Genomic DNA, 21,384 nt, shown 5'->3' on the forward strand with positions numbered 1-21,384 from the left:
GGAAGGTGTCGCCGGACGGCGTTCGCGGGGGCGGCTGTTGATATTTTTTTCCGCCATGTCAGTGGGCCGAAAAACCAGTGGCGAGGGCGCTTGCTCCCGGTGAACTGCGCAGCAGTTCCACTCTTTTTGGCAAAGAGGGGCCGCTTCACGGCCCAGGTGCAGCAAGCGCCCTCGCCACAGGTTCGTTATTGGCTATTTATTGATCAGGCGACCACTGCCTCAGCCGGCGAGACGATGTTGGTCTTCATCCCCCGCGAACGCCCGGAGCTCAGGTAGGCCGCAATGGATTCCTGGGTCACCTCACCGAGAAATACCCGCTCGGCATCCAGCACCGGCAGCCACGAACGGTTGAACTCGTACATGCGCGACAGAAGAATCCGCAGGTGTTCGTCGTAGGCGGCGGTGGCGTTGAATTCGCGCAGGAACTGGGCGCAGGTGCCGGTCTGACGGTGCAGGTCGCGACGGCGTACATAACCCAGGGCCTTGTTCTCGGCGCAGGTCACCACCACGTAGCGGCGGTCGTGTTCGTCCATCAGGTCCAGGGCCTCGGCTACCGGGGTTTCCGGGCTCACCGACGGTGCGTTGTCCGCGGCGTCTTCGGCCTTCACCAGCAACAGGCGTTTCAAGGTGCTGTCCTGGCCGACGAAGTTGCTGACGAAATCGTCCGCCGGGTGCGCCAGCAGGGTGTCCGGGTGATCGATCTGCAGCAGCTTGCCAGCGCGGAAGATGGCGATCTTGTCACCCAGCTTGATGGCTTCATCGATGTCGTGGCTGACCATGATCACGGTCTTGTTCAGCGCTCGCTGCATCTCGAAGAACTCGTTCTGGATCATCTCGCGGTTGATCGGGTCCACCGCGCCGAAGGGCTCGTCCATCAGCAGCAGCGGGGCGTCCGCCGCCAGGGCGCGGATCACCCCGATGCGCTGTTGCTGGCCGCCGGACAGTTCCCGCGGATACCGATGCAGGTACTGCTTGGGTTCGAGCTTGATCATGCTCATCAGCTCACGGGCGCGGTCGTGGCATTTCTGCTTGTCCCAGCCCAGCAGCTTGGGCACCACCACGATGTTTTCCTCGATGGTCATGTTGGGGAACAGGCCGATCTGCTGGATCACATAGCCGATGTTGCGGCGCAGGGTCACTTCGTCGAGGTCGGTGGTGTCTTCGCCGTTGATCAGGATCTTGCCCGAGGTGGGCTTGATCAGGCGGTTGATCATCTTCAGCGTGGTGCTTTTGCCGCAGCCCGAAGGGCCGAGGAATACGCAAATTTCGCCTTCATTGACGGTCAGGCTTACGGAGTCAACGGCGGTGATGGTCTTGCCGTTGCTTTGGAAGGTCTTGGTCAGCTTTTGAAGTTCGATCATTTGAGCAGTCCTTTTGGTGTCAGCGAGCGTTGCAGCCATTGCAGAAGCAGGTCGGCGAAGATGGCCAGGAGACTGACCAGTAGCGCGCCGACGATCAGCATCGACATGTCGCTGCGGCTGATGGAAGCAAGAATGAGTACGCCCAGGCCGCCGGCGCCAATGGTGGCGGCGATGGTCATGACGCCGATGTTCATCACCACGGCGGTGCGCACCCCAGCGAGGATCACCGGCACCGCGATCGGCAGTTCGACCATGCGCAGGCGCTGGCCGAAGGTCATGCCGATGCCGCGGGCGGCTTCGCGGATGCCCGGCTCGACGCCGGTCAGGGCCAGGTAGGTGTTGCGCATGATCGGCAGCAGGGAATAGAGGAACACCGCCGTGATGGCCGGCAGCGGCCCCAGGCCCTGGCCGAACTTGGAGTAGAACGGCAGCAGCAGGCCGAACAGGGCGATGGAGGGAATGGTCAGCAGCACGGTGGCACTGGCCTGCAACGGGCCGGCCAGGGTCGGGAAGCGGGTCATCAGGATGCCCAGGGGCACACCGAAGACAATCGCCAGGGTCACGGCGATGCCCACCAGGGTGATGTGCTGCCAGGTCAGGTGCAGGACCTGGGCCCAATCGAGATGGGAAAAGGCGTTCAAGAATTCCATGTCTTCTCCTCTCTATTAGTGGTTGATCGGATGTTGGCGCAGGAAGTCGGCGGCCACGGCGGAAGGGCTTTCATGGTCGACGTCGACCCGCGCGTTCAGCTGGCGCATGGTTTCGTCGTCGAACAGCGCCGCCAGTGGCTTGAGATCGGCCGCCAATTGCGGGTGGGCGTCGAGATACGCCTGACGCACCACGGGGGCTGCGGTGTAGTCCGGGAAGTAATGCTTGTCGTCTTCTAGCAGCTTGAGCTTGAAGGCGTTGAGCCGACCGTCGGTGGTGTAGACCAAACCGGCAAATACCTGGCCATTGCGCAAGGCGGTGTAGACCAGGCCGGCATCCATCTGCCGGGTGTTCTTGCGGGTCAGGTTCATGTCGTACAGCTTGACCATGCCGGCCAGGCCGTCGGAGCGGTTGGCGAACTCGGTGTCCAGGGCCACCAGGCGGTTTTCCTTGGGGCTTTCGGCCAGGGCTCGGGTCAGGTCGCTGATGCTGTTGATCTGCGGATGTTCCTTGGCCACGTTCTCCGGCAGGGCCAGGGCGTAGGTATTGCTGAACTTGGACGGCGCCAACCAGACCAGGCCTTTTTTCGCGTCGAGTTCTTTGACTCGGGCGTAGGACTGCTGGCTGTCGAGTTTCTCGTCGATGTGGTTGTAGGCCACCAGCGAGACCCCGGTGTATTCCCAGATCAGGTCCAGCTGGCCGCTTTCCTGGGCGCTGCGCGCCAGGTTGCTGCCCAGGCCGCCGGTGACGCGGGTGTCGTAACCCTTGCTGCGCAGGTACTGGGAGGTGATTTCCGCCAGCAGGGTCTGTTCGGTGAAGACCCGGGCACCAATGCGGATCAGTGGTTTTTCCGCGGCTTGCACCCATCCAGCGAAAAGCAGGATGCAGCCGAGTATCAGGCTTGTTTTTTTCATGTTCATTCCTTGGCGCTTACGGACTTAGGACGGGCGCAGACCACGTTCCAGCCAGAGGCGGCTGGCCAGGGTGACCAGACCGTCGAGGAGCAAGGCCAGCAGCGCAGTGCAGGCGGCGCCGAGCAGCAATTGCGGCTGATTGTTCAGGGCGATGCCGGGGAAGATCAGGCTGCCCAGGCTGTTGGCGCCGATCAGGAAGGCCAGGGGCGCGGTGCCGACGTTGATCGCCAGGGCCACCCGCACGCCACCGATGATGATCGGCACGGCGTTGGGCAATTCGACTTTCCACAGCACCTGGCGCGGGGTCATGCCGATGCCGACGGCGGCTTCCTTGAGGGAACCCTGGACGTTTTTCAGGCCTTCGTAGGTGTTACGCACGATGGGCAGCAAGGAGGCGAGGAACAACGCGAAGATGGCCGGGCCACTGCCGATGCCGAGAATCCCCAGGGCGATGGCCAGGACGGCCAGAGGGGGGACGGTGTTACCGATGTTGAACACTTGCATGAAGCGTTCGGCGCGTCCGACCATGCTCGGGCGGCTGAGGAAGATGCCGGCGGGGATGCCCACGAGCAGTGCGGCGAGCATGGACGCCAGGACCAGGAACAGATGAGCTTGCAGGTAGAACAACAGATCGTCGCGGTAGTGTTCGATCGTCGTGATGCCGATCCAGTGGACCAGCAGGGCCAGGAGGGCGATTACCGCAGCGCCTCCTATCAGCCCTTTGCCATAGCGAATAGCCACAGGCGGACTCCTTTTTTCAGTCGGCGGGCACTTTCCCGTGTGGCAAGGCCATTCCTGGCTGCCGCGAAAGTACGCGCGAAAAGCAGCTCGTCGAGTGCCGGCAAAGCGGCGGGTGAACGAGCCATGAGCGCAGCTTCGTCAAGCTAACGTGCTGATATTTCAGCCCCTGACGACAGCGCGTGACAGGGGAGTGGACGTCTCCACGTTTTAAAAGGTTCCATACTTGGCAGCATTTAGCCACCGTTTATCTGCCGCGCGGTGGCCTGGGCGACGGGGGCAGCGGTGGCCCGCAAGGCTTTGTGTGGGCTATAATCTGCGCCCTTTTTTGATCACCGCCAGGCGATTTCCCATGACCAACCAGGCCGCCGAAGTCGCGAAACGCCGCACTTTCGCCATTATTTCCCACCCGGATGCGGGTAAGACCACCATCACCGAAAAGCTCTTGCTGATGGGCAAGGCGATTGCGGTGGCGGGTACGGTCAAATCGCGTAAGTCCGACCGCCATGCCACTTCCGACTGGATGGAGATGGAGAAGCAGCGGGGTATTTCCATTACCACGTCGGTCATGCAGTTCCCCTATCGCGAACACATGATCAACCTGCTGGACACCCCGGGCCACGAAGACTTCTCGGAAGATACCTATCGCACCCTGACTGCCGTGGACTCGGCGCTGATGGTGCTCGACGGCGGTAAGGGTGTTGAGCCACGGACCATCGCCCTGATGGACGTCTGCCGCCTGCGGGATACGCCCATCGTCAGCTTCATCAACAAACTCGACCGCGATATTCGCGACCCGATCGAGCTGCTGGACGAAATCGAAGCGGTGCTGAAGATCAAGGCCGCGCCTATCACCTGGCCGATCGGTTGCTACCGCGACTTCAAGGGTGTGTACCACCTGGCGGGCGACTACATCATCGTCTACACCCCGGGCCACGGCCACGAACGTACCGAAACCAAGATCATCGAGAAACTCGACTCCGACGAAGCCCGTGCCCACCTGGGTGACGAGTACGAGCGTTTCATCGAGCAGTTGGAACTGGTGCAGGGTGCCTGCCACGAGTTCAACCAGCAGGAGTTCCTCGACGGCCAGTTGACCCCGGTGTTCTTCGGTACCGCCCTGGGCAACTTCGGTGTCGATCACGTACTCGATGCCGTGGTGGACTGGGCGCCGCTGCCGCTGGCTCGTGTTGCCAACGAGCGCAGCGTCGCGCCCCAGGAAGAGAAATTCAGCGGTTTCGTGTTCAAGATCCAGGCGAACATGGACCCCAAGCACCGCGACCGTATCGCCTTCATGCGCATCTGCTCGGGCAAGTACGAGAAGGGTATGAAGATGCGCCACGTGCGCATCGGCAAGGACGTGCGCATCGGCGACGCCCTGACCTTTTTCTCCTCCGAGCGTGAACAGCTGGAAGAAGCCTACGCTGGCGACATCATCGGCCTGCACAACCACGGCACCATCCAGATCGGCGACACCTTCACCGAAGGCGAGGCCCTGGGCTTCACCGGTATCCCGCACTTCGCCCCGGAACTCTTCCGCCGCGTGCGCCTGAAAGACCCGCTCAAGTCCAAGCAACTGCGCCAGGGCCTGCAACAGCTGGCCGAAGAAGGCGCGACCCAGGTGTTCTTCCCCGAGCGCAGCAACGACATCATTCTCGGCGCCGTCGGTGTGCTGCAGTTCGACGTAGTGGCCAGCCGCCTGAAGGAGGAATACAAGGTTGAGTGCTCCTACGAGCCGATCACCGTGTGGTCCGCTCGCTGGATCGAATGCAACGACAAGAAGAAGCTCGAAGAGTTTTCCAACAAGGCGGTGGAAAACCTGGCGTTGGACGGCGGTGGTCACCTGACTTACCTGGCGCCGACCAGGGTCAACCTGGCGCTGATGGAAGAGCGTTGGCCGGACGTGAAATTCCGCGCTACCCGCGAACACCACTAAGCTCGCCTGTGACACCCCAAGCCCCGCTGTGCAGACAGCGGGGCTTTTTGTTGCGCGCAGGATAGGCCTGCCGCCCCGTAGGAGCTGGCTTGCCAGCGAAGGCGGCGGAAGCGGCGGTGCATGGCTTGCGGGCCTCTTCGCCGGCAAGCCGGCTCCTACCGGTTGTGGTGTATTTCAGGGAGCGCCGTTAGTCGGAAGGGCCCGGCAGGTTTGGCTGTCGATAGTCTGCTATCTGGAAAAGCCGGGATATCGGGACTAGGTTTCAGACAGTGCTGTGACCTTCGCAAGCTTGGGCGCAGCCTTTGATGATTCACCTGTGAAGGATGGAATCGGCTATGAATATTTTTCAACGCACGCTGTTGCTGATCAAAGTGCTGGTGATGCTGTCGCTCGGAACCTCGGCGGCCTGGGCTCACAATCTGCTGGAGGTCAAGGAGCCGGGCTTTTCGTCGACCATAGGCGAACCGGAACAGATGCTCGCCCAGTCCGAGTCGGAACCGGGGGATGAAGGGCAGGGGGGCAGTTCGGGCGATGACGATCAGACCACCGACGATGACGACGAGGGTGACAGCCAGAGCTAAAAGAAAACCCCTGGCCACGGACTGATGCGCAATCCATTGCCAGGGGCGAGTGGAACACTGTACAGGCGCTCCCGGAGTGTTTCGGGAGCGCCTTTTTCATGTCCGCTTAAACCACAAACTGCTCGGCGTAGTGGCAAGCCACCTGGCGGCTGTCGAGCTGGCGCAGGGCCGGCTCTTGCGTGCTGCAACGCTCGGTGGCGTAGGGGCAGCGCTTGTGGAAGGCACAGCCGGGTGGCGGGTTCAGCGGGTTGGGCAATTCGCCGACGATCTTGATCTTCGGCTTGTCCGGGTCCGGATGGATGGTTGGGGTCGCTGACAGCAGCGCCTGGGTGTAGGGATGCAGGGGGCGGGTGTAGATGTCCTCCTTGGGGCCCATTTCCACCGGCCGGCCGAGGTACATCACCAGCACCTGGTCGGCGACGTGACGCACCACCGCCAGGTTGTGGGAGATGAACACGTAGGCGGTGTTGAATTCCTGCTGCAGGTCCATGAACAGGTTCAGCACCTGGGCCTGGATCGACACGTCCAGGGCCGAGGTTGGCTCATCCGCCACCAACACCTTGGGTTGCAGCATCATCGCCCGGGCCAGGGCAATGCGCTGGCGCTGGCCGCCGGAGAACATATGTGGGTAGCGCTGGTAATGCTCGGGGCGCAGGCCCACCTGCTTCATCATCGCCTGGACTTTTTCCCGGCGTTCGGCGGCGGACAGCTTGGTGTTGATCAAGAGCGGCTCGGCCAGTTGATCGCCAATCTTCTGCCGTGGGTTGAGCGAGGCATAAGGGCTCTGGAACACCATCTGCACGTCTTTGCGCAGTTGCTTGCGCTGGGCCTTGTCGGCGCCGGCCACTTCCTGGCCGGCGATTTTCAGCGAGCCGGAAGAGGGTTCCTCGATCAGGGTCAGGGCCCGGGCCAGGGTGGACTTGCCACAGCCGGACTCGCCGACCACGGCCAGGGTCTTGCCGGCTTCCAGTTCAAAGGACACGCCGTTGAGGGCACGCACGGTGGCATGGCCCTTGAACAGGCCACGGGACACTTCGTAGTGACGGGTCAGGTCGCGGGCGGTAAGAACGACGGCCATTACGCCACCTCCTGATTGAGCGGGTAGAAGCAGCGCACCAGGCTGGCGGCTTTCGGGTCGAGGCTGGGGCGTTGCTGACGGCAGTTGTCCTGAGCATAGGGACAGCGTGGCGACAGCAGGCAGCCTTGTGGGCGGTCATAACGCCCGGGGACGATACCCGGCAGGGTCGAGAGGCGGGTGGCGCCCAGGCTGTGCTCGGGAATTGCCGCCAGCAGCGCTTCGCTGTAAGGGTGCGCGGGGATGTCGAACAGCTGCGGCACCTGGCCGACTTCCACGGCTTGTCCGGCGTACATCACGCAGACGCGCTGGGCGGTTTCGGCCACCACGGCCAGGTCGTGGGTGATCAGCACCAGGCCCATGTTCTGCTCTTTCTGCAGGTTGAGCAGCAGGTCCATGATCTGCGCCTGGATGGTCACGTCCAGAGCGGTGGTGGGTTCGTCGGCGATCAGCAGCTTGGGTTCGCCGGCAATCGCCATGGCGATCGCCACCCGTTGGCTCATGCCACCGGACAGCTGGTGCGGGTAGGCGTCCATGCGGCTGGCAGCGCCGGGGATCTCGACCTTCTCCAGCAGTTCGATGGCGCGCTTGCGCGCGGCCTTGCTGGACATCTTCAGGTGCAGGCGCAGCACTTCCTCGATCTGGAAGCCCACGGTGTAGCTGGGGTTGAGCGCGGTCATCGGGTCCTGGAAGACCATGGCCAGGTCCTTGCCGACGATTTGCCGGCGCTGGCGGGCGCTGAGCTTGAGCATGTCGCGGCCGTCGAAGCTCAAGGCATCGGCGGTGACGATGCCGGGGTGCTCGATCAGCCCCATCAGCGCCATCATGGTCACCGATTTGCCGGAGCCGGACTCGCCGACGATGGCCAGCACTTCGCCCTTGTCGACCTTGAGGTCGAGGCCGTCCACCACCGGCACCGCCGTGGCATCGCCGAAGCGTACGTTGAGATTCTTGATTTCTAGCAATGACATGGGAATCTCCTCAGGCGGCGTTCTTGAGTTTCGGGTCCAGCGCATCGCGCAGGCCGTCGCCCATCAGGTTGATTGCCAGCACGCTGAGCAAAATGGTCAGACCCGGCAGGCTCACGACCCACCAGGCGCGTTCGATGTAGTCCCGGGCCGAGGCCAGCATGGTGCCCCACTCTGGAGTCGGCGGTTGCACACCCAGGCCGAGGAAGCCCAGGGCGGCGGCGTCGAGGATCGCCGAGGAGAAGCTCAAGGTGGCCTGGACGATCAGTGGCGCCATGCAATTGGGCAGCACGGTGATGAACATCAGGCGCGGCAGGCCGGCACCGGCCAGGCGCGCGGCGGTCACGTAGTCGCGGTTCAGTTCGCCCATCACCGCGGCACGGGTCAGGCGCACATAGGACGGCAGGGACACCACGGCAATGGCGATCACGGTGTTGATCAGGCCTGGGCCGAGGATGGCGACGATGGCTACGGCCAGCAGCAGCGAAGGCAGGGCCAGCATGATGTCCATCAAACGCATGATGGTCGGGCCCAGCAAGCGCGGGAAGAAACCGGCGAACAGCCCCAGGAGGATGCCCGGGATCAGCGACATCACCACCGATGACAAACCGATCAGCAACGACAGCCGCGAACCCTGGATCAGTCGCGACAGCAGGTCGCGGCCCAGTTCGTCGGTGCCCAGCAGGAACTGCATCTGCCCGCCTTCGAGCCAGGCCGGCGGCGTCAGCAGGAAGTCGCGGTACTGCTCGCTGGGGTTGTGCGGCGCCACCCAAGGGGCGAACAGCGCGCAGAACACGATCAGCAGCATGAACAGCAGGCCAGCCACCGCCCCCTTGTTGCGGGAGAAGTGCTGCCAGAATTCTTTGTAAACGGACGGATAGAGCAGGCTTTGATCGACTGCTACTGAGGAAGTTGGAGTGCTCATTAGTCTTGATCTCAGCGCTGGTGACGGATGCGTGGGTTGGCAAAGCCGTAGAGGATGTCCACCACGAAGTTGACCATGATCACCAGGCAGGCGATCAGCAGGATGCCGTTCTGCACCACGGGATAGTCCCGGGCGCCGATGGCTTCGATCAGCCACTTGCCGATTCCCGGCCAGGAGAAGATGGTTTCGGTCAGCACGGCGCCGGCCAGCAGGGTGCCGACTTGCAGGCCGACCACCGTGAGTACCGGAATCAGTGCGTTGCGCAGGCCGTGGACGAATACCACCCGGGCCGGCGACAGGCCCTTGGCCTTGGCGGTGCGGATGTAGTCTTCACGGAGCACTTCGAGCATCGAGGAGCGAGTCATCCGCGCGATCACCGCCAGGGGAATGGTGCCGAGCACGATGGCCGGCAGGATCAGGTGATGCAGGGCGTCGAAGAAGGCGTCGGTGTCTTTGGCCAGCAGGGTGTCGATGAGCATGAAGCCGGTCTTGGGCTCGATGTCGTAGAGCAGGTCGATGCGTCCGGACACCGGGGTCCAGCCCAGGCTCACCGAGAAGAACATGATCAGGATCAGGCCCCACCAGAAGATCGGCATCGAGTAACCCGCCAGCGAGATGCCCATGACCCCATGGTCGAACAGGGAGCCTCGCTTCAGGGCGGCGATCACCCCGGCCAGCAGCCCGAGGATGCCGGCGAACAGCAGGGCGGCCATGGACAGTTCCAGGGTCGCGGGGAACAGCGAAGTGAATTCGCTCCACACACTGGTGCGGGTGCGCAGGGATTCGCCCAGGTCACCGTGGGCGAGCTTGCCGATGTAGTCCAGGTATTGGGCATACAGCGGTTTGTTCAATCCAAGGCGTTCCATTGCCTGGGCATGCATCTCGGGGTCGACCCGACGTTCGCCCATCATGACTTCCACGGGGTCGCCGGGAATCATGCGTATCAAGGCGAAGGTCAGCAAGGTGATGCCGAAGAATGTGGGGATCAACAACCCCACACGGCGGGCAATAAAACTAAACATCTTCTGAAGTACCTCAATCAGCCGGTTAGGCGTTCCCGCCGCCCTTGGGGTCAAGGGCGGCGGGCGTTTCTTATCACTTCACTTGGGTGGTCGCGAAGTTGTTGGTGGTCAGGGGGCTCTGGTGGTAACCCTCGACGTTCTTGCGCATGGCGGTGAACATCTTCGGATAGGCCATGGGAATCCACGGTTGATCCTGTTGGAATATCAGCAACGCCTTTTCATAGAGCTCTGCGCGTTTGGCAGGTTCAGCGTCGGAACGGGCCTGGTCGATCAGGTCCTGGAACTCCTTGTTGCACCAGCGGGCGTAGTTTTCGCCGTTCTTGGCGGCGTCACAACTCAGGTTCGGGGTCAGGAAGTTGTCCGGATCGCCGTTGTCACCTGCCCAGCCGGCCGACACCATATCGTGTTCGCCGTTTTTCGCACGCTTGAGCATCTCGCCCCACTCCATGACGCGGATCTCGAGCTTGAGGCCGATCTTGGCCAGGTCAGCCTGCATCATCTGGGCCCCCAGCAAAGGGTTGGGGTTGGTTGGGCCACCGCCATTGCGGGTGAACAGGGTGATGACCGTGCCATCCGGCACGCCAGCTTCCTTGAGCAGTGCACGGGCCTTGTCCAGGTCCCGGGCCGGGTTCTGCAGGCTGGTGTTGAAGCCCAGCAAGGTCGGAGGATAAGGGCCGGTACCCACCAGGGCGTTGCCTTTGCCGTAGAGGCTGTTGACGTAGGCTTCTTTGTCGAAGGCGATGTCGATGGCTTTGCGTACCCGCACGTCGCTCATGTATTTGCGCGTGGTGTTCATGGCGATGTAGCCGGTGGTCATGGCGGCCAGCTCGTCGACCTTGAGGTTGGCGTCGGCCTTGATGCTGGGGATGTCATCGGGCTTGGGGTACAGGGCGATCTGGCATTCGTTGGCCTTGAGCTTCTGCAGGCGAACGTTGTTATCGGTGGTAATTGCCAGCACCAGCGGGTCCGCCGGTGCCTTGCCCCGGAAGTAGTCCGGGTTGGCCTTGAAGCGGACCTGGGCGTCCTTGGCGTAACGCGTGAAAATGAACGGGCCGGTGCCGATGGGCTTGCTGTTGAGGTCGGCTGTCTTGCCTTCCTTGAGCAGCTTGTCGGCGTATTCCGCCGGGAAAATGGAAGAGAAGGCCATGGCGATGTCGGCCAGGAACGGTGCCTCGCGGCGGGTCAGGGTGAAGACCACGGTGTGGTCGTCAGTCTTCTCGACACTTTTGAGCAGTTCCTTGAAACCCATGCTTTCGAAATAGGGGAAGCCGACGCTGGATTTGTCATGCCAGGGATGCTTCGGGTCCAGTTGACGCTGGAAGCTCCAGAGCACGTCGTCGGCGTTCATGTCGCGGGTTGGGGTGAAGTAGTCGGTGGTGTGGAACTTGACGCCTTTGCGCAGGTGGAAAGTGTATTGCAGGCCGTCCGGGCTGATCTCCCAGGACTCCGCCAGGGCGGGCTGGATGTCCGTGGTGCCGGGCTTGAAGTCCACCAGGCGGTTGAAGATGGTTTCCGCCACCGCATCGGCAGTGACTGCAGTCGTGTACTGGACCATATCGAAGCCTTCCGGGCTGGCTTCGGTACAGACCACCAAGGGTTTGGCTGCGACGCCCATGGCGACGCTCAGCAGTGCGGCGCCCATGGCCGCTCTCAGGGGAAGCATTTTCATCAAGAACCCTCTGCAATCAATTGAACCAGATTAGCTTGAATGGCGGATTCGTCATGAGTCCGCCCTTCAACTGGTGGGTTAGAGAATATTGAACGGGATGGTGGTGACCAGACGGAATTCATTGATGTTGCCGTCGGCCTGGTTCTCGCTCGCGCGGTGAGTGGTGTAGGTGGCGCGGATCGCCGTGGCTTTCAGCGGGCCGCTCTGCACGGCGTAGGAAGCACCGATGCCGTATTCGTAGTGGTGTTCGCCGTCCATGGTGCGTACGCCATAGAGTTTGCCTTCCGAGTTGATGCCGCCGTAGGCACTGCCGTTGTAATGGGTGCCGTCGATGCCCCAGCCACGGGCCTGGTAGATGTTGAACTTCAGGCCGGGCACGCCGTATTCGGCCATGTTCAGACCGTAGGCGATCTGGAAGGATTTCTCGTTCGGGCCGTTGAAGTCCGAGAGCAGGGAGTTGGCCAGGTAGATGCCGTTGGTTTCGTGCAGGTAGTCGAAGTATTCGTTGCCGCTGACTTCCTGGTAAGAGAAGGTCAGGCTATGGGCCTGGTGGGTCAGGCCGAGAGACAGGGAGTAGGTATCGTTGTCGATATTGCCCATGTCTTTCTTGCCGGTGTCGACAGTCTTGTAGTAGTTCAGGCCGGTGGTCAGGCTCAGCACCGAGCTGTCGCCCAGCTCGTGGGTGGCGCCGAAGTAGTACTGGTTCCAGAAGTCTTCCACCTTGGAGGCGTAGAGGCTGGTCTTCAGGCTTTTCAGCGGCTGGTAGTTGAGGCCGACGATGCTCACGCGGTCGGTCTCGGCGGTGTTGCTGGTGTACTCGGAGCGGAATTTCGACAGGCTCTGTTCGGTCCGTGGCGATACCCGGTCGAAGGTGCCGGCATCGAACGACAGGTTGTTGAACTCTTCGCTGTGGATGCTCACCCCTTCAAAGCTCGAAGGCAGTGCACGGTTGCCGATGACATCGACGATTGGCGTGCTGAAGTTCTGCCGGCCGGCGGTCAGGGTGGTGTTGGACACGCGGAATTTGACGTTGGCCAGGCCCAGCTTGCTCCACTGGCCCACGGCATCGCCGTCGGAATGGGTCAGGGTGCGGTTGTTCTTGCCGGCGATGTGCTTGCGGTCACGATCCAGGGCAATGGCGTTGTAGGCCGCGACTTCGGTGCTGACGCCCACGGTGCCTTCGGTGAAGCCGGAGCTGTAGTTGAGAATGGTGCCCTGGACCCAGTTGATGCGGCGTGGGGTCGAGGTATCTACACCATTGTGTTGGTACGAAAAACGGTCATTGCGACGTTTCAGTTCGTTGGCGTACCAGTTGCGGGTGGTACCCGACAGGCTTTGCCCTTCGATGAAGCCTTTGGCCTCCGCCTGGGCATTGGTGCTGTTCTGTACAGTCGGGACGAAGTCCTGGCTGACGTTCTCCGCATAGGCCGTGGCGGTGATGCTACTGATAGCCAAGGCTAACAATGCGCTGCTGCTCAGTTTCATGGGTGAAGCTCCTTTGTTTTCTTTTTTAGATGCCGGTTTTTTTGGGCCGGCTGGTTTTTGGAACTCATTCATGGCATCGCAAACGTTTGCACGCGGCTCAATCGCCGAATTCAGGCAAAGCGCCTGCGTGAGGGCGAGAGTCGCCCTCAGGGTTCTGGCTCATCGGTTATGGGGTCAGGCTGACACCTGAGAAGGAGTTGCGGCCGAAGGGACTGACCTTGAAGCCCTCGACTTTCGCACTCAACGGCTGGTTGATCGTCGAGTGGGCCACAGGCGTGATCGGCACTTGCTGCTTGAGCAACTGCTGGGCCTGCTTATAGAGCTCGGTGCGCTGTTCACGGTCGGTGACGACCTTGGCTTGCTTGATCAACTGGTCGTATTGCGGGTCGCACCACATGGAGTAGTTGTTGCCGCCGATGGCGTCACAGCTGTACAGGGTGCCGAGCCAGTTGTCCGGGTCACCGTTGTCTCCGGTCCAGCCGATCAGGCTGATGTCGTGTTCGCCGTTTTTGGTGCGCTTGATGTATTCGCCCCATTCGTAGCTGACGATCTTCACCTTGAGGCCGATCTTCGCCCAGTCGGACTGGAGCATTTCGGCCATCAGCTTGGCGTTGGGGTTGTAGGGGCGTTGCACGGGCATGGCCCAGAGGGTGATTTCCGTGCCTTCCTTGACCCCGGCAGCCTTGAGCAACTCGCGGGCCTTTTCCGGGTTGTAGGCAGCGTCCTTGATCGTCTCGTCGTAGGACCACTGGGTGGGCGGCATGGCGTTCACCGCCAACTGGCCGGCGCCCTGGTACACGGCATTGAGGATGCTCTGCTTGTTCACCGCCATGTCCAGTGCTTGGCGCACTTCGAGGCGGTCGAAGGGTTTGTGTTGCACGTTGTAGGCGATGTAGCCGAGGTTGAAGCCGGGCTTCTCGATGACTTGCAGTTTCGGGTCGTTTTTCAGGGCATCGATGTCGGCGGGACGCGGGTGCAGGGTCACCTGGCATTCGCCGGCGCGCAGCTTCTGCACGCGTACCGAGGCATCGGTGTTGATGGCGAAGATCAGCCTGTCGAGCTTGACCCGGCTCGGGTCCCAGTAATGCGGGTTGGCGGCGTAGCGGATCTGCGAGTCTTTCTGGTAGCGCTGGAACACGAAAGGTCCGGTGCCGATGGGTTGCTGGTTGATCTGGCTGGGCGTGCCGGCCTTGAGCAGTTGCTCGGCGTATTCGGCGGAGAGGATCGCGGCAAAGCTCATGGCCAGGTTCTGGATGAACGCCGCGTCCACGGTGTTGAGGGTCATGACCACGGTCATGGGGGCGGTTTTTTCGACCTTGGCGATGTTCTTGTTCAGGCTCATGCCGTTGAAGTAGGGAAACTCCGTCGGATAGGCCTTACGGAACGGATGTTCGGCGTCGAGCATGCGATTGAAGGTGAACAGCACGTCGTCGGCGTTGAGGTCACGGCTGGGCTTGAAGTAGGGAGTGCTGTGGAACTTCACCCCTTCACGCAGGTGAAAGCTGTACTTGAGGCCGTCCTCGGAAATATCCCAGCTCTTGGCCAGGGCCGGCAGTACGTTGGTTGCGCCTTTTTCGAACTCCACGAGGCGGTTGTACAACGGCTCGGCGGCATCGTTGTCGGTGGCGGTGGTGTACTGCGCGGTGTCAAAGCCTGCGGGGCTGCCTTCGGAACAGAACACCAGGCTGCGGTCGGCAGCGCTGCAGATCGAACTGGTGGCCAGCAGGGCCGAGAAAATCAACGAATGACGCATGACGGTCCATCTCCATTTTTTGTTGTGATGATCAATGGACCCTGGCTCCTTCCTGGAGCCTGTACAGGCCATTGATGCCCAACCATGGCTGCAGCAAATGCCCACCGATAGACGCAGTTTTGCCATGCCTCGACGTTAGGAGCCGAAGGCTGGGTCGTATATGCGCTGTACCTGAAAGGCTTGTAGGAATCGGCTCTAAATTCGAAAGATCACGTCCAAAAGGACGCAATCTCGACCCCAGGGCCGGACGCTTTCAGGGGGGGCGGTAAAACAACGGCGACGCCAGGGACGTCGCCGTTGCAGAACCTTATTTGCCGATGCCTACGCCGTAGAAGGAGTTCAAGCCAAAGGGGCTGATCTTGAAATCCTGCACGTTGGCGCGCATGGGTTGGAACACCGTCGAGTGAGCGATAGGTGTCATCGGAACGGCATCTTTGAGGATGTGTTGCGCCTGCTTGTACAGCTCGGTGCGTTTGGCCACATCCGACGTTGCCTTGGCTTGCTTGATCAGGGCGTCATAAGGCTTGTCGCACCATTTCGAGAAGTTGTTGCCGTTCATTGCATCGCAACCGAACAGGGTGCCGAGCCAGTTGTCGGGGTCACCATTGTCGCCGCTCCAGCCGATGATCATCGCCTGGTTCTCGCCGCCTTTGGAGCGCTTGATGTACTCGCCCCACTCGTAGCTGACGATGTTGACCTTGAGACCGATCTTGGCCCAGTCGGACTGCAGCATCTCGGCCATCAGTTTGGCGTTCGGGTTGTACGGACGCTGTACCGGCATGGCCCAGAGGGTGATCTGGGTGCCTTCCTTGATGCCCGCTTCCTTGAGCAACTGCTTGGCTTTCTCGGGATCGTACTTGGCGTCCTTGATGCTGGTGTCGTAGGACCATTGGGTCGGCGGCATGGCGTTGACCGCCAGTTGGCCGGCGCCCTGGTAGACCGAGTCGATGATCTGCGGCTTGTTGACGGCCATGTCCAGTGCCTGGCGAACCTTGAGGTCAGCCAGCGGGTTGGCGTCGGTGCGGCCCTTGAGCACCGGCATCACGTTGTAGGCGATGTAGCCCAGGTTGAAGCCTGCCTGTTCAGGCATCTTCAGGGTCTTGTCTTCCTTGAGCGCCTTGAGGTCGGCCGGGCGCGGGAAGAGGGTGATCTGGCATTCGTTCTTCTTCAGCTTCTGGATGCGCACCGATGGGTCGGTGGTGATGGCGAAGATCAGGTTGTCGATCTTCACGTCTTCAGGTTTCCAGTAGTCCTTGTTGCCGGTGTAGCGGATGTTGGAGTCTTTCTGGTAGCTCTTGAAAACGAAGGGACCTGTGCCGATCGGCCTCTGGTTGATATCGCTGGTCTTGCCTTCCTTGAGCAGCTTGTCGGCGTACTCGGCGGACTGGATGGAGGCAAAGCTCATGGCCAGGTTCTGGATGAATGCGGCATCAACGGTTTTCAGGGTGAACTTGACGGTCTTGTCGTCGACTTTCTCGACCTTGGTGATGTTGGTGTCCATCCCCATGTCGGTGAAATACGGGAATTCGGTCGGGTATGCCTTACGGAACGGCATGTCCTTGTCGATCATGCGGTTGAAGGTGAACAGCACGTCGTCGGCGTTGAAGGTACGGGTCGGGGTGAAGTACGGCGTGGTGTGGAACTTGACCCCTTCGCGCAGGTGGAAGGTGTAGGTCAGACCGTCGTCCGAGATGTCCCAACTGGTGGCCAGGCCCGGAATGACTGCGGTGCCGCCACGTTCGAACTGGCTGAGGCGGTTGTAGAGGGTTTCGGCTGAGGCGTCGAAGTCGGTTCCGGTGGTGTACTGGCCAGGGTCGAAACCGGCCGGGCTCCCTTCAGAGCAGAACACCAGGTTAGTCGCCGCGTGGGCGAAGGGGGTGCTGGCCAGCAAGCCGGCACTGACTAAAAACGGAAGGACTGCTTTTTTGAACATGGTGGCCTCATGATTTGTTGTCATTTTTGGAGTAGAGGGCGACCTTGTGAGTCGACCCGCCGATACTTATGCAGCCCTCATACCCATTGCAAGATGCAGGGCCGACACAAGTCTCAAAGAGTGGAACGAACGTACACGAATGACGCATTTGTATAAATATTGACGCATTTGACCGTTTGCGCAGGTCTTTTCTGGTGCATGCATTGCTTTTCTATTGGGCAAACAGGGCTGTTCGCGCCCCCGCTTGGTGCATCAATGGAACGGGTGCCGACCGGCTTGTGCTTGAGCCGCCAGACCTTTTCAGGCAGGCGCAAATCTTCGACGCATCCGGTTGACCGGATGGCGTAGAACGACGGTGTGGGGGAGGCCGTTGGAGACGGTTGCCCGGGACCTTGCAGGCGATGGCGAATGGACAGCGCATCGTCGGCGGTGTTGAAGTCGCGGCTCGCAGTGAAGTTGTCACTGTGGAGGTTGCTGGTGGCGCGTGACAGTGGCGTGTCGAGGATCAGCCCCGCTGTCTGCCAAACCTGAAGCGGAAAGGTCTTACGCATGCAAACCTCATTTTTTCTTTTTCTAGGGCATATCTGAGGATTGGCCTTGTGGGCCGCGGTAACTCGCCTTTCTATGGGGCGTGAATGCAGCCCCATGGACCCTGTGCGGCGATGGCGATCACTTGTTGTGTTGTTGTTTGTCAATTCGCCGATGCCGAAATTAAGTCATGCTGAAATCGTGGTCAACGAAAATTAAGCCTGACTAACATTTCTCTTGCGCACAGGTACCTCTGTAAGGTTCGGCAGGCGACTGCGGGTGGGGCTTACGCCGCCGAATGGTCGTCGAACAGGCCCATGGTCGTGACCGTCAGGACTTCCGCCGGGCCGTTGCCGACATTGGCCAGGCAGTGGGTCTTGGTCGAGTCGAAGTGCACCGAGTCGCCGGCACCAAGTGGATATTGCTGACCTTCGATGGTGTAGACGATCTGTCCCGAAAGAACGTAGGAAAACTCAGAGCCATCGTGGGAGATCAGTTCCGACTGATAGCCCACCGGGATGTTCATTTTCACCGCGTTGATCAGGTTGCCGGGAAAGGAGCTGGACAGCCGTTCGTAGGCCAGTGGCTGACCTTCGATGGTGTAGCGCACGCGCTTGCCGTCGTGGGAGTCGGGTTGCGCCTGGGTCGGCTGGTCGAACAGAGCGTTCAGCGGAACGTTCAGCGACTTGGCAATGTTGACCAGAGACGAGATCGATACACCGGTGAGATTGCGTTCCGCTTGGGAGAGGAAACTGGCGGTCAGGCCGGATTCACTGGCAATTTGGCGCAGGGTTTTCTTGGCGGCGCGGCGATAGCGGCGCAGGCGTTCGCCGATGCGATCTGCGGTCATTAGAGAGACTCTTATAGGAAAGAAGCAGTATACCCGGCACACACCCATGACGCCTGGCAGGCGCAATACCGAGGTGCGTAACTTTAGCATCACCCTGGTGGCCGAACGCACCTACCCTGAGCCGAGTTCGTCGGGTGCCGGTTGAAATGCCTGGTCACGAAAAACGGCGGTGACCTCGGTTTGCGCTGGAGGTTACCGCCGTTGGGGGACGCTGGGAGAGGTTTACGGCATCAGCACTTCGATGGCGCCGTCGGCGGTCATGCTGACCTGGCTGGTGCCAGCCTCGACTTCCGGAGTCACGGGCGCCGAATCCATGCTGGCGGCCTTCATCATCATTGGCGCACGCAGGTAGGGCTGTGGATAACCGTTGCTGTTGAGGTTCAGGTTGACGATTTTGTAGCCCTTGCCACCCAGGGCTTCGGTGGCCAGTTGAGCACGGGCCTTGAACGCCTTGACCGCGTCCTTGAGCAGGGCATCTTCGCTGGCCTTGCGGGTCGGGTCGGCGATGGCGAAGTCCATGCCAGCCATTTTCAGGTCGCCCAGCAGTTCGCCGGTGAGCTTGGACAAGGCGGCGAAGTCGGAGCTTTCCAGGCGCAGTTCGGCGCGCTCACGCCAGCCGGTGATCTTCTGGCCTTTATCGTCGTAGATCGGGTAGCTGTTGCGGCTGCCCTGGCGCAGCGTCACATCCTTGACCTGGCGGGCCTGACCCAGGGCCTTGTTCATGGTGCTGGTGATTTCTGCAGCAAGCTTGGCTGGGTCGCTGTTCTGCGACTCGCTGTAGAGAGTCACGATCATCAGGTCCCGTGCCACTTCCTGGCTGACTTCGGCACGCAGGGAAATCTGGTTGTAGTGCAATTCATCGGCGGCCAGGGCGGGCAGACTGGAGAGGGTGCCGGCGCTGAGGGCCAGAAGGGCGAGGCTGCGACTGAAATGCTGCATGGAAACTCCTTGAGTGCGGTCCGCAGGATCAGCTCAGAGCCTGCGTGAAACATTCAGACAGTGTGGGGCTGCGGCAAGTTTCAAGCCGCAAGCTGCATGTTGAGAGCCAATACGCTTGTAGCTCAAAGCGTGCAGCTTGCCACTGTTTTTCTGTGACGCTTTGCCGCAGTTTTGCCTGTGGCGGGGGCTGCTTGGTTATACTCCCGCCGATTGCCCTGGAGCGCTCATCAGGAGAGCTCATGCTCGCCCCCGTAAAATTATTGTCTGCCACTCGTCAGAACCTCTGGCGCCTGACCTTTATTCGTACCCTGGTTCTGGCTGCTCAGGCCGGTTCGGTGGGGCTCGCCTATTGGTTGGAACTGTTGCCACTGCCCTGGTTGCAACTGGGCGTCACCTTGATGTTTTCCATGGTGCTCTGTGCCTTCACCGCCATCCGCTTGCGAACCTCGTGGCCGGTGACGGAGCTGGAATATGCCCTGCAACTGGCTTGTGACCTGTTTATCCACAGTGTGCTGCTGTATTTCTCCGGCGGCTCTACCAACCCCTTCGTCTCCTATTATCTGGTACCCCTGACGATCGCCGCCGTGACCTTGCCCTGGCGCTATTCGGTGGTGCTGTCGGGTATTGCCCTGACCCTCTACACCTTGTTGCTGGCGCGGTTCTATCCCTTGCAGACTTTCCCCATCGCCCGGGAAAACCTGCAGGTCTATGGCATGTGGCTGAGTTTTGCCCTGGCGGCCGCGGTGATCACCTTCTTCGCTGCACGCATGGCCGAAGAGTTGCGCCGTCAGGAAGAGTTGCGGGCGATCCGCCGTGAAGAAGGCCTGCGCGATCAGCAATTGCTGGCCGTGGCGACCCAGGCCGCCGGTGCCGCCCATGAGTTGGGCACGCCGCTGGCGACCATGAGCGTATTGCTCAAGGAGATGCGCCAGGACCATCCCGATCCGCTGTTGCAGGACGACCTCAGCGTGCTCCAGGACCAGGTCAAGTTGTGCAAGGAAACCCTGCAGCAACTGGTGCGCGCCGCCGAGGCCAATCGCCGTATGGCGGTGGAGATGCAGGAAGTCACCCAGTGGCTGGACGAAGCCTTGAATCGCTGGCACCTGATGCGTCCCGAGGCCAGCTACCGCTTTCATCTGCTGGGAGAGGGACCAGTGCCGCGCCTGGCGCCGCCGCCGGACTTGACCCAGGCCTTGCTCAATCTGTTGAACAATGCAGCCGATGCCTGTGCCGAAGGTCTGGAAGTGCGCCTGGACTGGGATGCGGAAAACCTCACCATCAGTATTCGTGACCACGGCGCCGGAGTACCCTTGGCCATCGCCGAGCAGATCGGCAAACCGTTTTTTACCACCAAGGGCAAAGGCTTCGGCCTGGGCCTGTTTTTGAGCAAGGCCAGCGTGACCCGCGCCGGTGGCTCAGTGAAACTCTACAGTCATGAGGAAGGCGGAACGCTCACTGAGCTGCGCCTGCCCCGTGCCGCCCGAGGAGACGACCATGAGTGAAGAGATCCAAGTCGAAGGCGAAGAACTGCCGCATCTGTTGCTGGTGGATGATGACGCCACCTTTACCCGGGTAATGGCACGCGCCATGAGCCGCCGGGGCTTTCGCGTCAGTACCGCAGGTTCCGCGGAAGAGGGCCTGACCATCGCCCAGCAGGATCTGCCGGACTACGCCGCGCTGGACCTGAAGATGGATGGCGACTCCGGGCTGGTGCTGCTGCCCAAGCTGCTGGAGCTGGACCCGGAAATGCGCGTCCTGATCCTCACCGGTTATTCGAGCATCGCCACGGCGGTGGAAGCCATCAAACGCGGTGCCTGCAACTACCTGTGCAAACCCGCGGATGCCGATGATGTGCTGGCCGCTCTGCTCTCCGAACATGCGGACCTGGACACCCTGGTGCCGGAAAACCCGATGTCCGTGGACCGTCTGCAATGGGAGCACATCCAGCGCGTGCTGACCGAACACGAAGGTAATATCTCCGCCACTGCCCGGGCCCTGGGCATGCATCGCCGTACCTTGCAGCGCAAACTGCAGAAGCGTCCCGTGCGTCGCTGAACCG

The 21,384-nt window shown here is 61.1% G+C and carries 19 protein-coding genes; 4 read left to right on the forward strand and 15 right to left on the reverse strand.

The genetic code is table 11. The features are described 5' to 3' along the window. Positions 1–203 precede the first annotated feature (203 nt). Genes WIN67_RS04280 through WIN67_RS04295 form a run of 4 tightly spaced genes read right to left on the reverse strand, consistent with a single transcriptional unit; the run spans position 204 to position 3,664 of the window. A complete protein-coding gene (locus WIN67_RS04280; RefSeq protein ID WP_102861111.1) occupies positions 204–1,361 on the reverse strand; it encodes a betaine/proline/choline family ABC transporter ATP-binding protein in 1,158 nt (385 codons plus the stop codon). Beyond that, positions 1,358–2,011: an ABC transporter permease gene (locus WIN67_RS04285; RefSeq protein WP_102861112.1), complete on the reverse strand. Its 654-nt coding sequence runs from the start codon at positions 2,009–2,011 to the stop codon at positions 1,358–1,360. The genes WIN67_RS04280 and WIN67_RS04285 overlap by 4 nt, the downstream gene beginning before the upstream one ends. A 15-nt stretch (positions 2,012–2,026) precedes the next feature. Then, on the reverse strand, positions 2,027–2,923 hold the full coding sequence (locus WIN67_RS04290) for a glycine betaine ABC transporter substrate-binding protein (protein ID WP_339070682.1): 897 nt from the start codon (positions 2,921–2,923) through the stop codon (positions 2,027–2,029). A gap of 24 nt (positions 2,924–2,947) precedes the next feature. Beyond that, positions 2,948–3,664 carry an ABC transporter permease gene (locus WIN67_RS04295; RefSeq protein WP_102878350.1) on the reverse strand — a complete coding sequence of 239 codons (717 nt, stop codon included), beginning with the start codon at positions 3,662–3,664 and terminating at the stop codon, positions 2,948–2,950. 349 nt (positions 3,665–4,013) lie between these two features. Between WIN67_RS04295 and WIN67_RS04300 the strand changes: the two genes are divergently transcribed. Continuing rightward, a complete protein-coding gene (locus tag WIN67_RS04300) occupies positions 4,014–5,597 on the forward strand; it encodes a peptide chain release factor 3 (protein ID WP_339070683.1) in 1,584 nt (527 codons plus the stop codon). 335 nt (positions 5,598–5,932) lie between these two features. Next, the gene (locus WIN67_RS04305) at positions 5,933–6,178 is read left to right on the forward strand and encodes a hypothetical protein (protein WP_170001157.1); all 246 of its coding nucleotides are present in this window, start codon (positions 5,933–5,935) and stop codon (positions 6,176–6,178) included. Positions 6,179–6,284: 106 nt separating this feature from the next. Here WIN67_RS04305 and WIN67_RS04310 read toward each other — a convergent pair whose 3' ends face one another. The 11 genes from WIN67_RS04310 to WIN67_RS04360 all read right to left on the reverse strand — a co-directional run bounded on the left by WIN67_RS04310 (position 6,285) and on the right by WIN67_RS04360 (position 19,325). Further along, positions 6,285–7,256, reverse strand: coding sequence for a peptide ABC transporter ATP-binding protein (locus WIN67_RS04310; protein ID WP_102861117.1), 972 nt, complete (start codon positions 7,254–7,256; stop codon positions 6,285–6,287). Next, positions 7,256–8,224, reverse strand: coding sequence for an ABC transporter ATP-binding protein (locus WIN67_RS04315; protein ID WP_110596007.1), 969 nt, complete (start codon positions 8,222–8,224; stop codon positions 7,256–7,258). The genes WIN67_RS04310 and WIN67_RS04315 overlap by 1 nt, the downstream gene beginning before the upstream one ends. Before the next feature lie 10 nt (positions 8,225–8,234). Beyond that, a complete protein-coding gene (locus WIN67_RS04320) occupies positions 8,235–9,146 on the reverse strand; it encodes an ABC transporter permease subunit (RefSeq protein ID WP_011059232.1) in 912 nt (303 codons plus the stop codon). Between the two features lie 11 nt (positions 9,147–9,157). Then, positions 9,158–10,168: an ABC transporter permease subunit gene (locus WIN67_RS04325; protein ID WP_102861119.1), complete on the reverse strand. Its 1,011-nt coding sequence runs from the start codon at positions 10,166–10,168 to the stop codon at positions 9,158–9,160. 73 nt (positions 10,169–10,241) lie between these two features. Continuing rightward, complete coding sequence (locus WIN67_RS04330; protein WP_110596008.1) at positions 10,242–11,837, reverse strand: ABC transporter substrate-binding protein; 1,596 nt, start codon at positions 11,835–11,837, stop codon at positions 10,242–10,244. Between the two features lie 78 nt (positions 11,838–11,915). Next, positions 11,916–13,322, reverse strand: a complete 1,407-nt coding sequence (locus WIN67_RS04335; protein ID WP_110596009.1) for an OprD family porin — start codon at positions 13,320–13,322, stop codon at positions 11,916–11,918. A 166-nt stretch (positions 13,323–13,488) separates the two neighbouring features. Further along, positions 13,489–15,075 (reverse strand): ABC transporter substrate-binding protein, encoded by a 1,587-nt coding sequence (locus tag WIN67_RS04340; protein ID WP_102878355.1) that lies wholly within the window; start codon positions 15,073–15,075, stop codon positions 13,489–13,491. Between the two features lie 307 nt (positions 15,076–15,382). Then, positions 15,383–17,008, reverse strand: coding sequence for an ABC transporter substrate-binding protein (locus tag WIN67_RS04345; RefSeq protein ID WP_273922207.1), 1,626 nt, complete (start codon positions 17,006–17,008; stop codon positions 15,383–15,385). Positions 17,009–17,121: 113 nt separating this feature from the next. Further along, the gene (locus tag WIN67_RS04350) at positions 17,122–17,559 is read right to left on the reverse strand and encodes a hypothetical protein (RefSeq protein WP_213664732.1); all 438 of its coding nucleotides are present in this window, start codon (positions 17,557–17,559) and stop codon (positions 17,122–17,124) included. 263 nt (positions 17,560–17,822) lie between these two features. Further along, entirely contained in the window at positions 17,823–18,386 is a 564-nt protein-coding gene (locus tag WIN67_RS04355; protein ID WP_102878358.1) for a helix-turn-helix domain-containing protein, read from the reverse strand. A gap of 222 nt (positions 18,387–18,608) precedes the next feature. After that, positions 18,609–19,325, reverse strand: a complete 717-nt coding sequence (locus WIN67_RS04360; RefSeq protein ID WP_273922208.1) for an SIMPL domain-containing protein — start codon at positions 19,323–19,325, stop codon at positions 18,609–18,611. A 239-nt stretch (positions 19,326–19,564) separates the two neighbouring features. Here WIN67_RS04360 and WIN67_RS04365 point away from each other — a divergent pair, with 239 nt between their 5' ends. Beyond that, positions 19,565–20,827 (forward strand): ATP-binding protein, encoded by a 1,263-nt coding sequence (locus WIN67_RS04365; RefSeq protein WP_102861127.1) that lies wholly within the window; start codon positions 19,565–19,567, stop codon positions 20,825–20,827. Continuing rightward, positions 20,820–21,380 carry a response regulator transcription factor gene (locus tag WIN67_RS04370; protein WP_025132017.1) on the forward strand — a complete coding sequence of 187 codons (561 nt, stop codon included), beginning with the start codon at positions 20,820–20,822 and terminating at the stop codon, positions 21,378–21,380. The genes WIN67_RS04365 and WIN67_RS04370 overlap by 8 nt, the downstream gene beginning before the upstream one ends. Positions 21,381–21,384 lie beyond the last annotated feature (4 nt).

Origin of the sequence: Pseudomonas idahonensis, from assembly GCF_037903935.1 — a bacterium.
In the GTDB taxonomy this organism is placed as follows: domain Bacteria; phylum Pseudomonadota; class Gammaproteobacteria; order Pseudomonadales; family Pseudomonadaceae; genus Aquipseudomonas; species Aquipseudomonas danubii.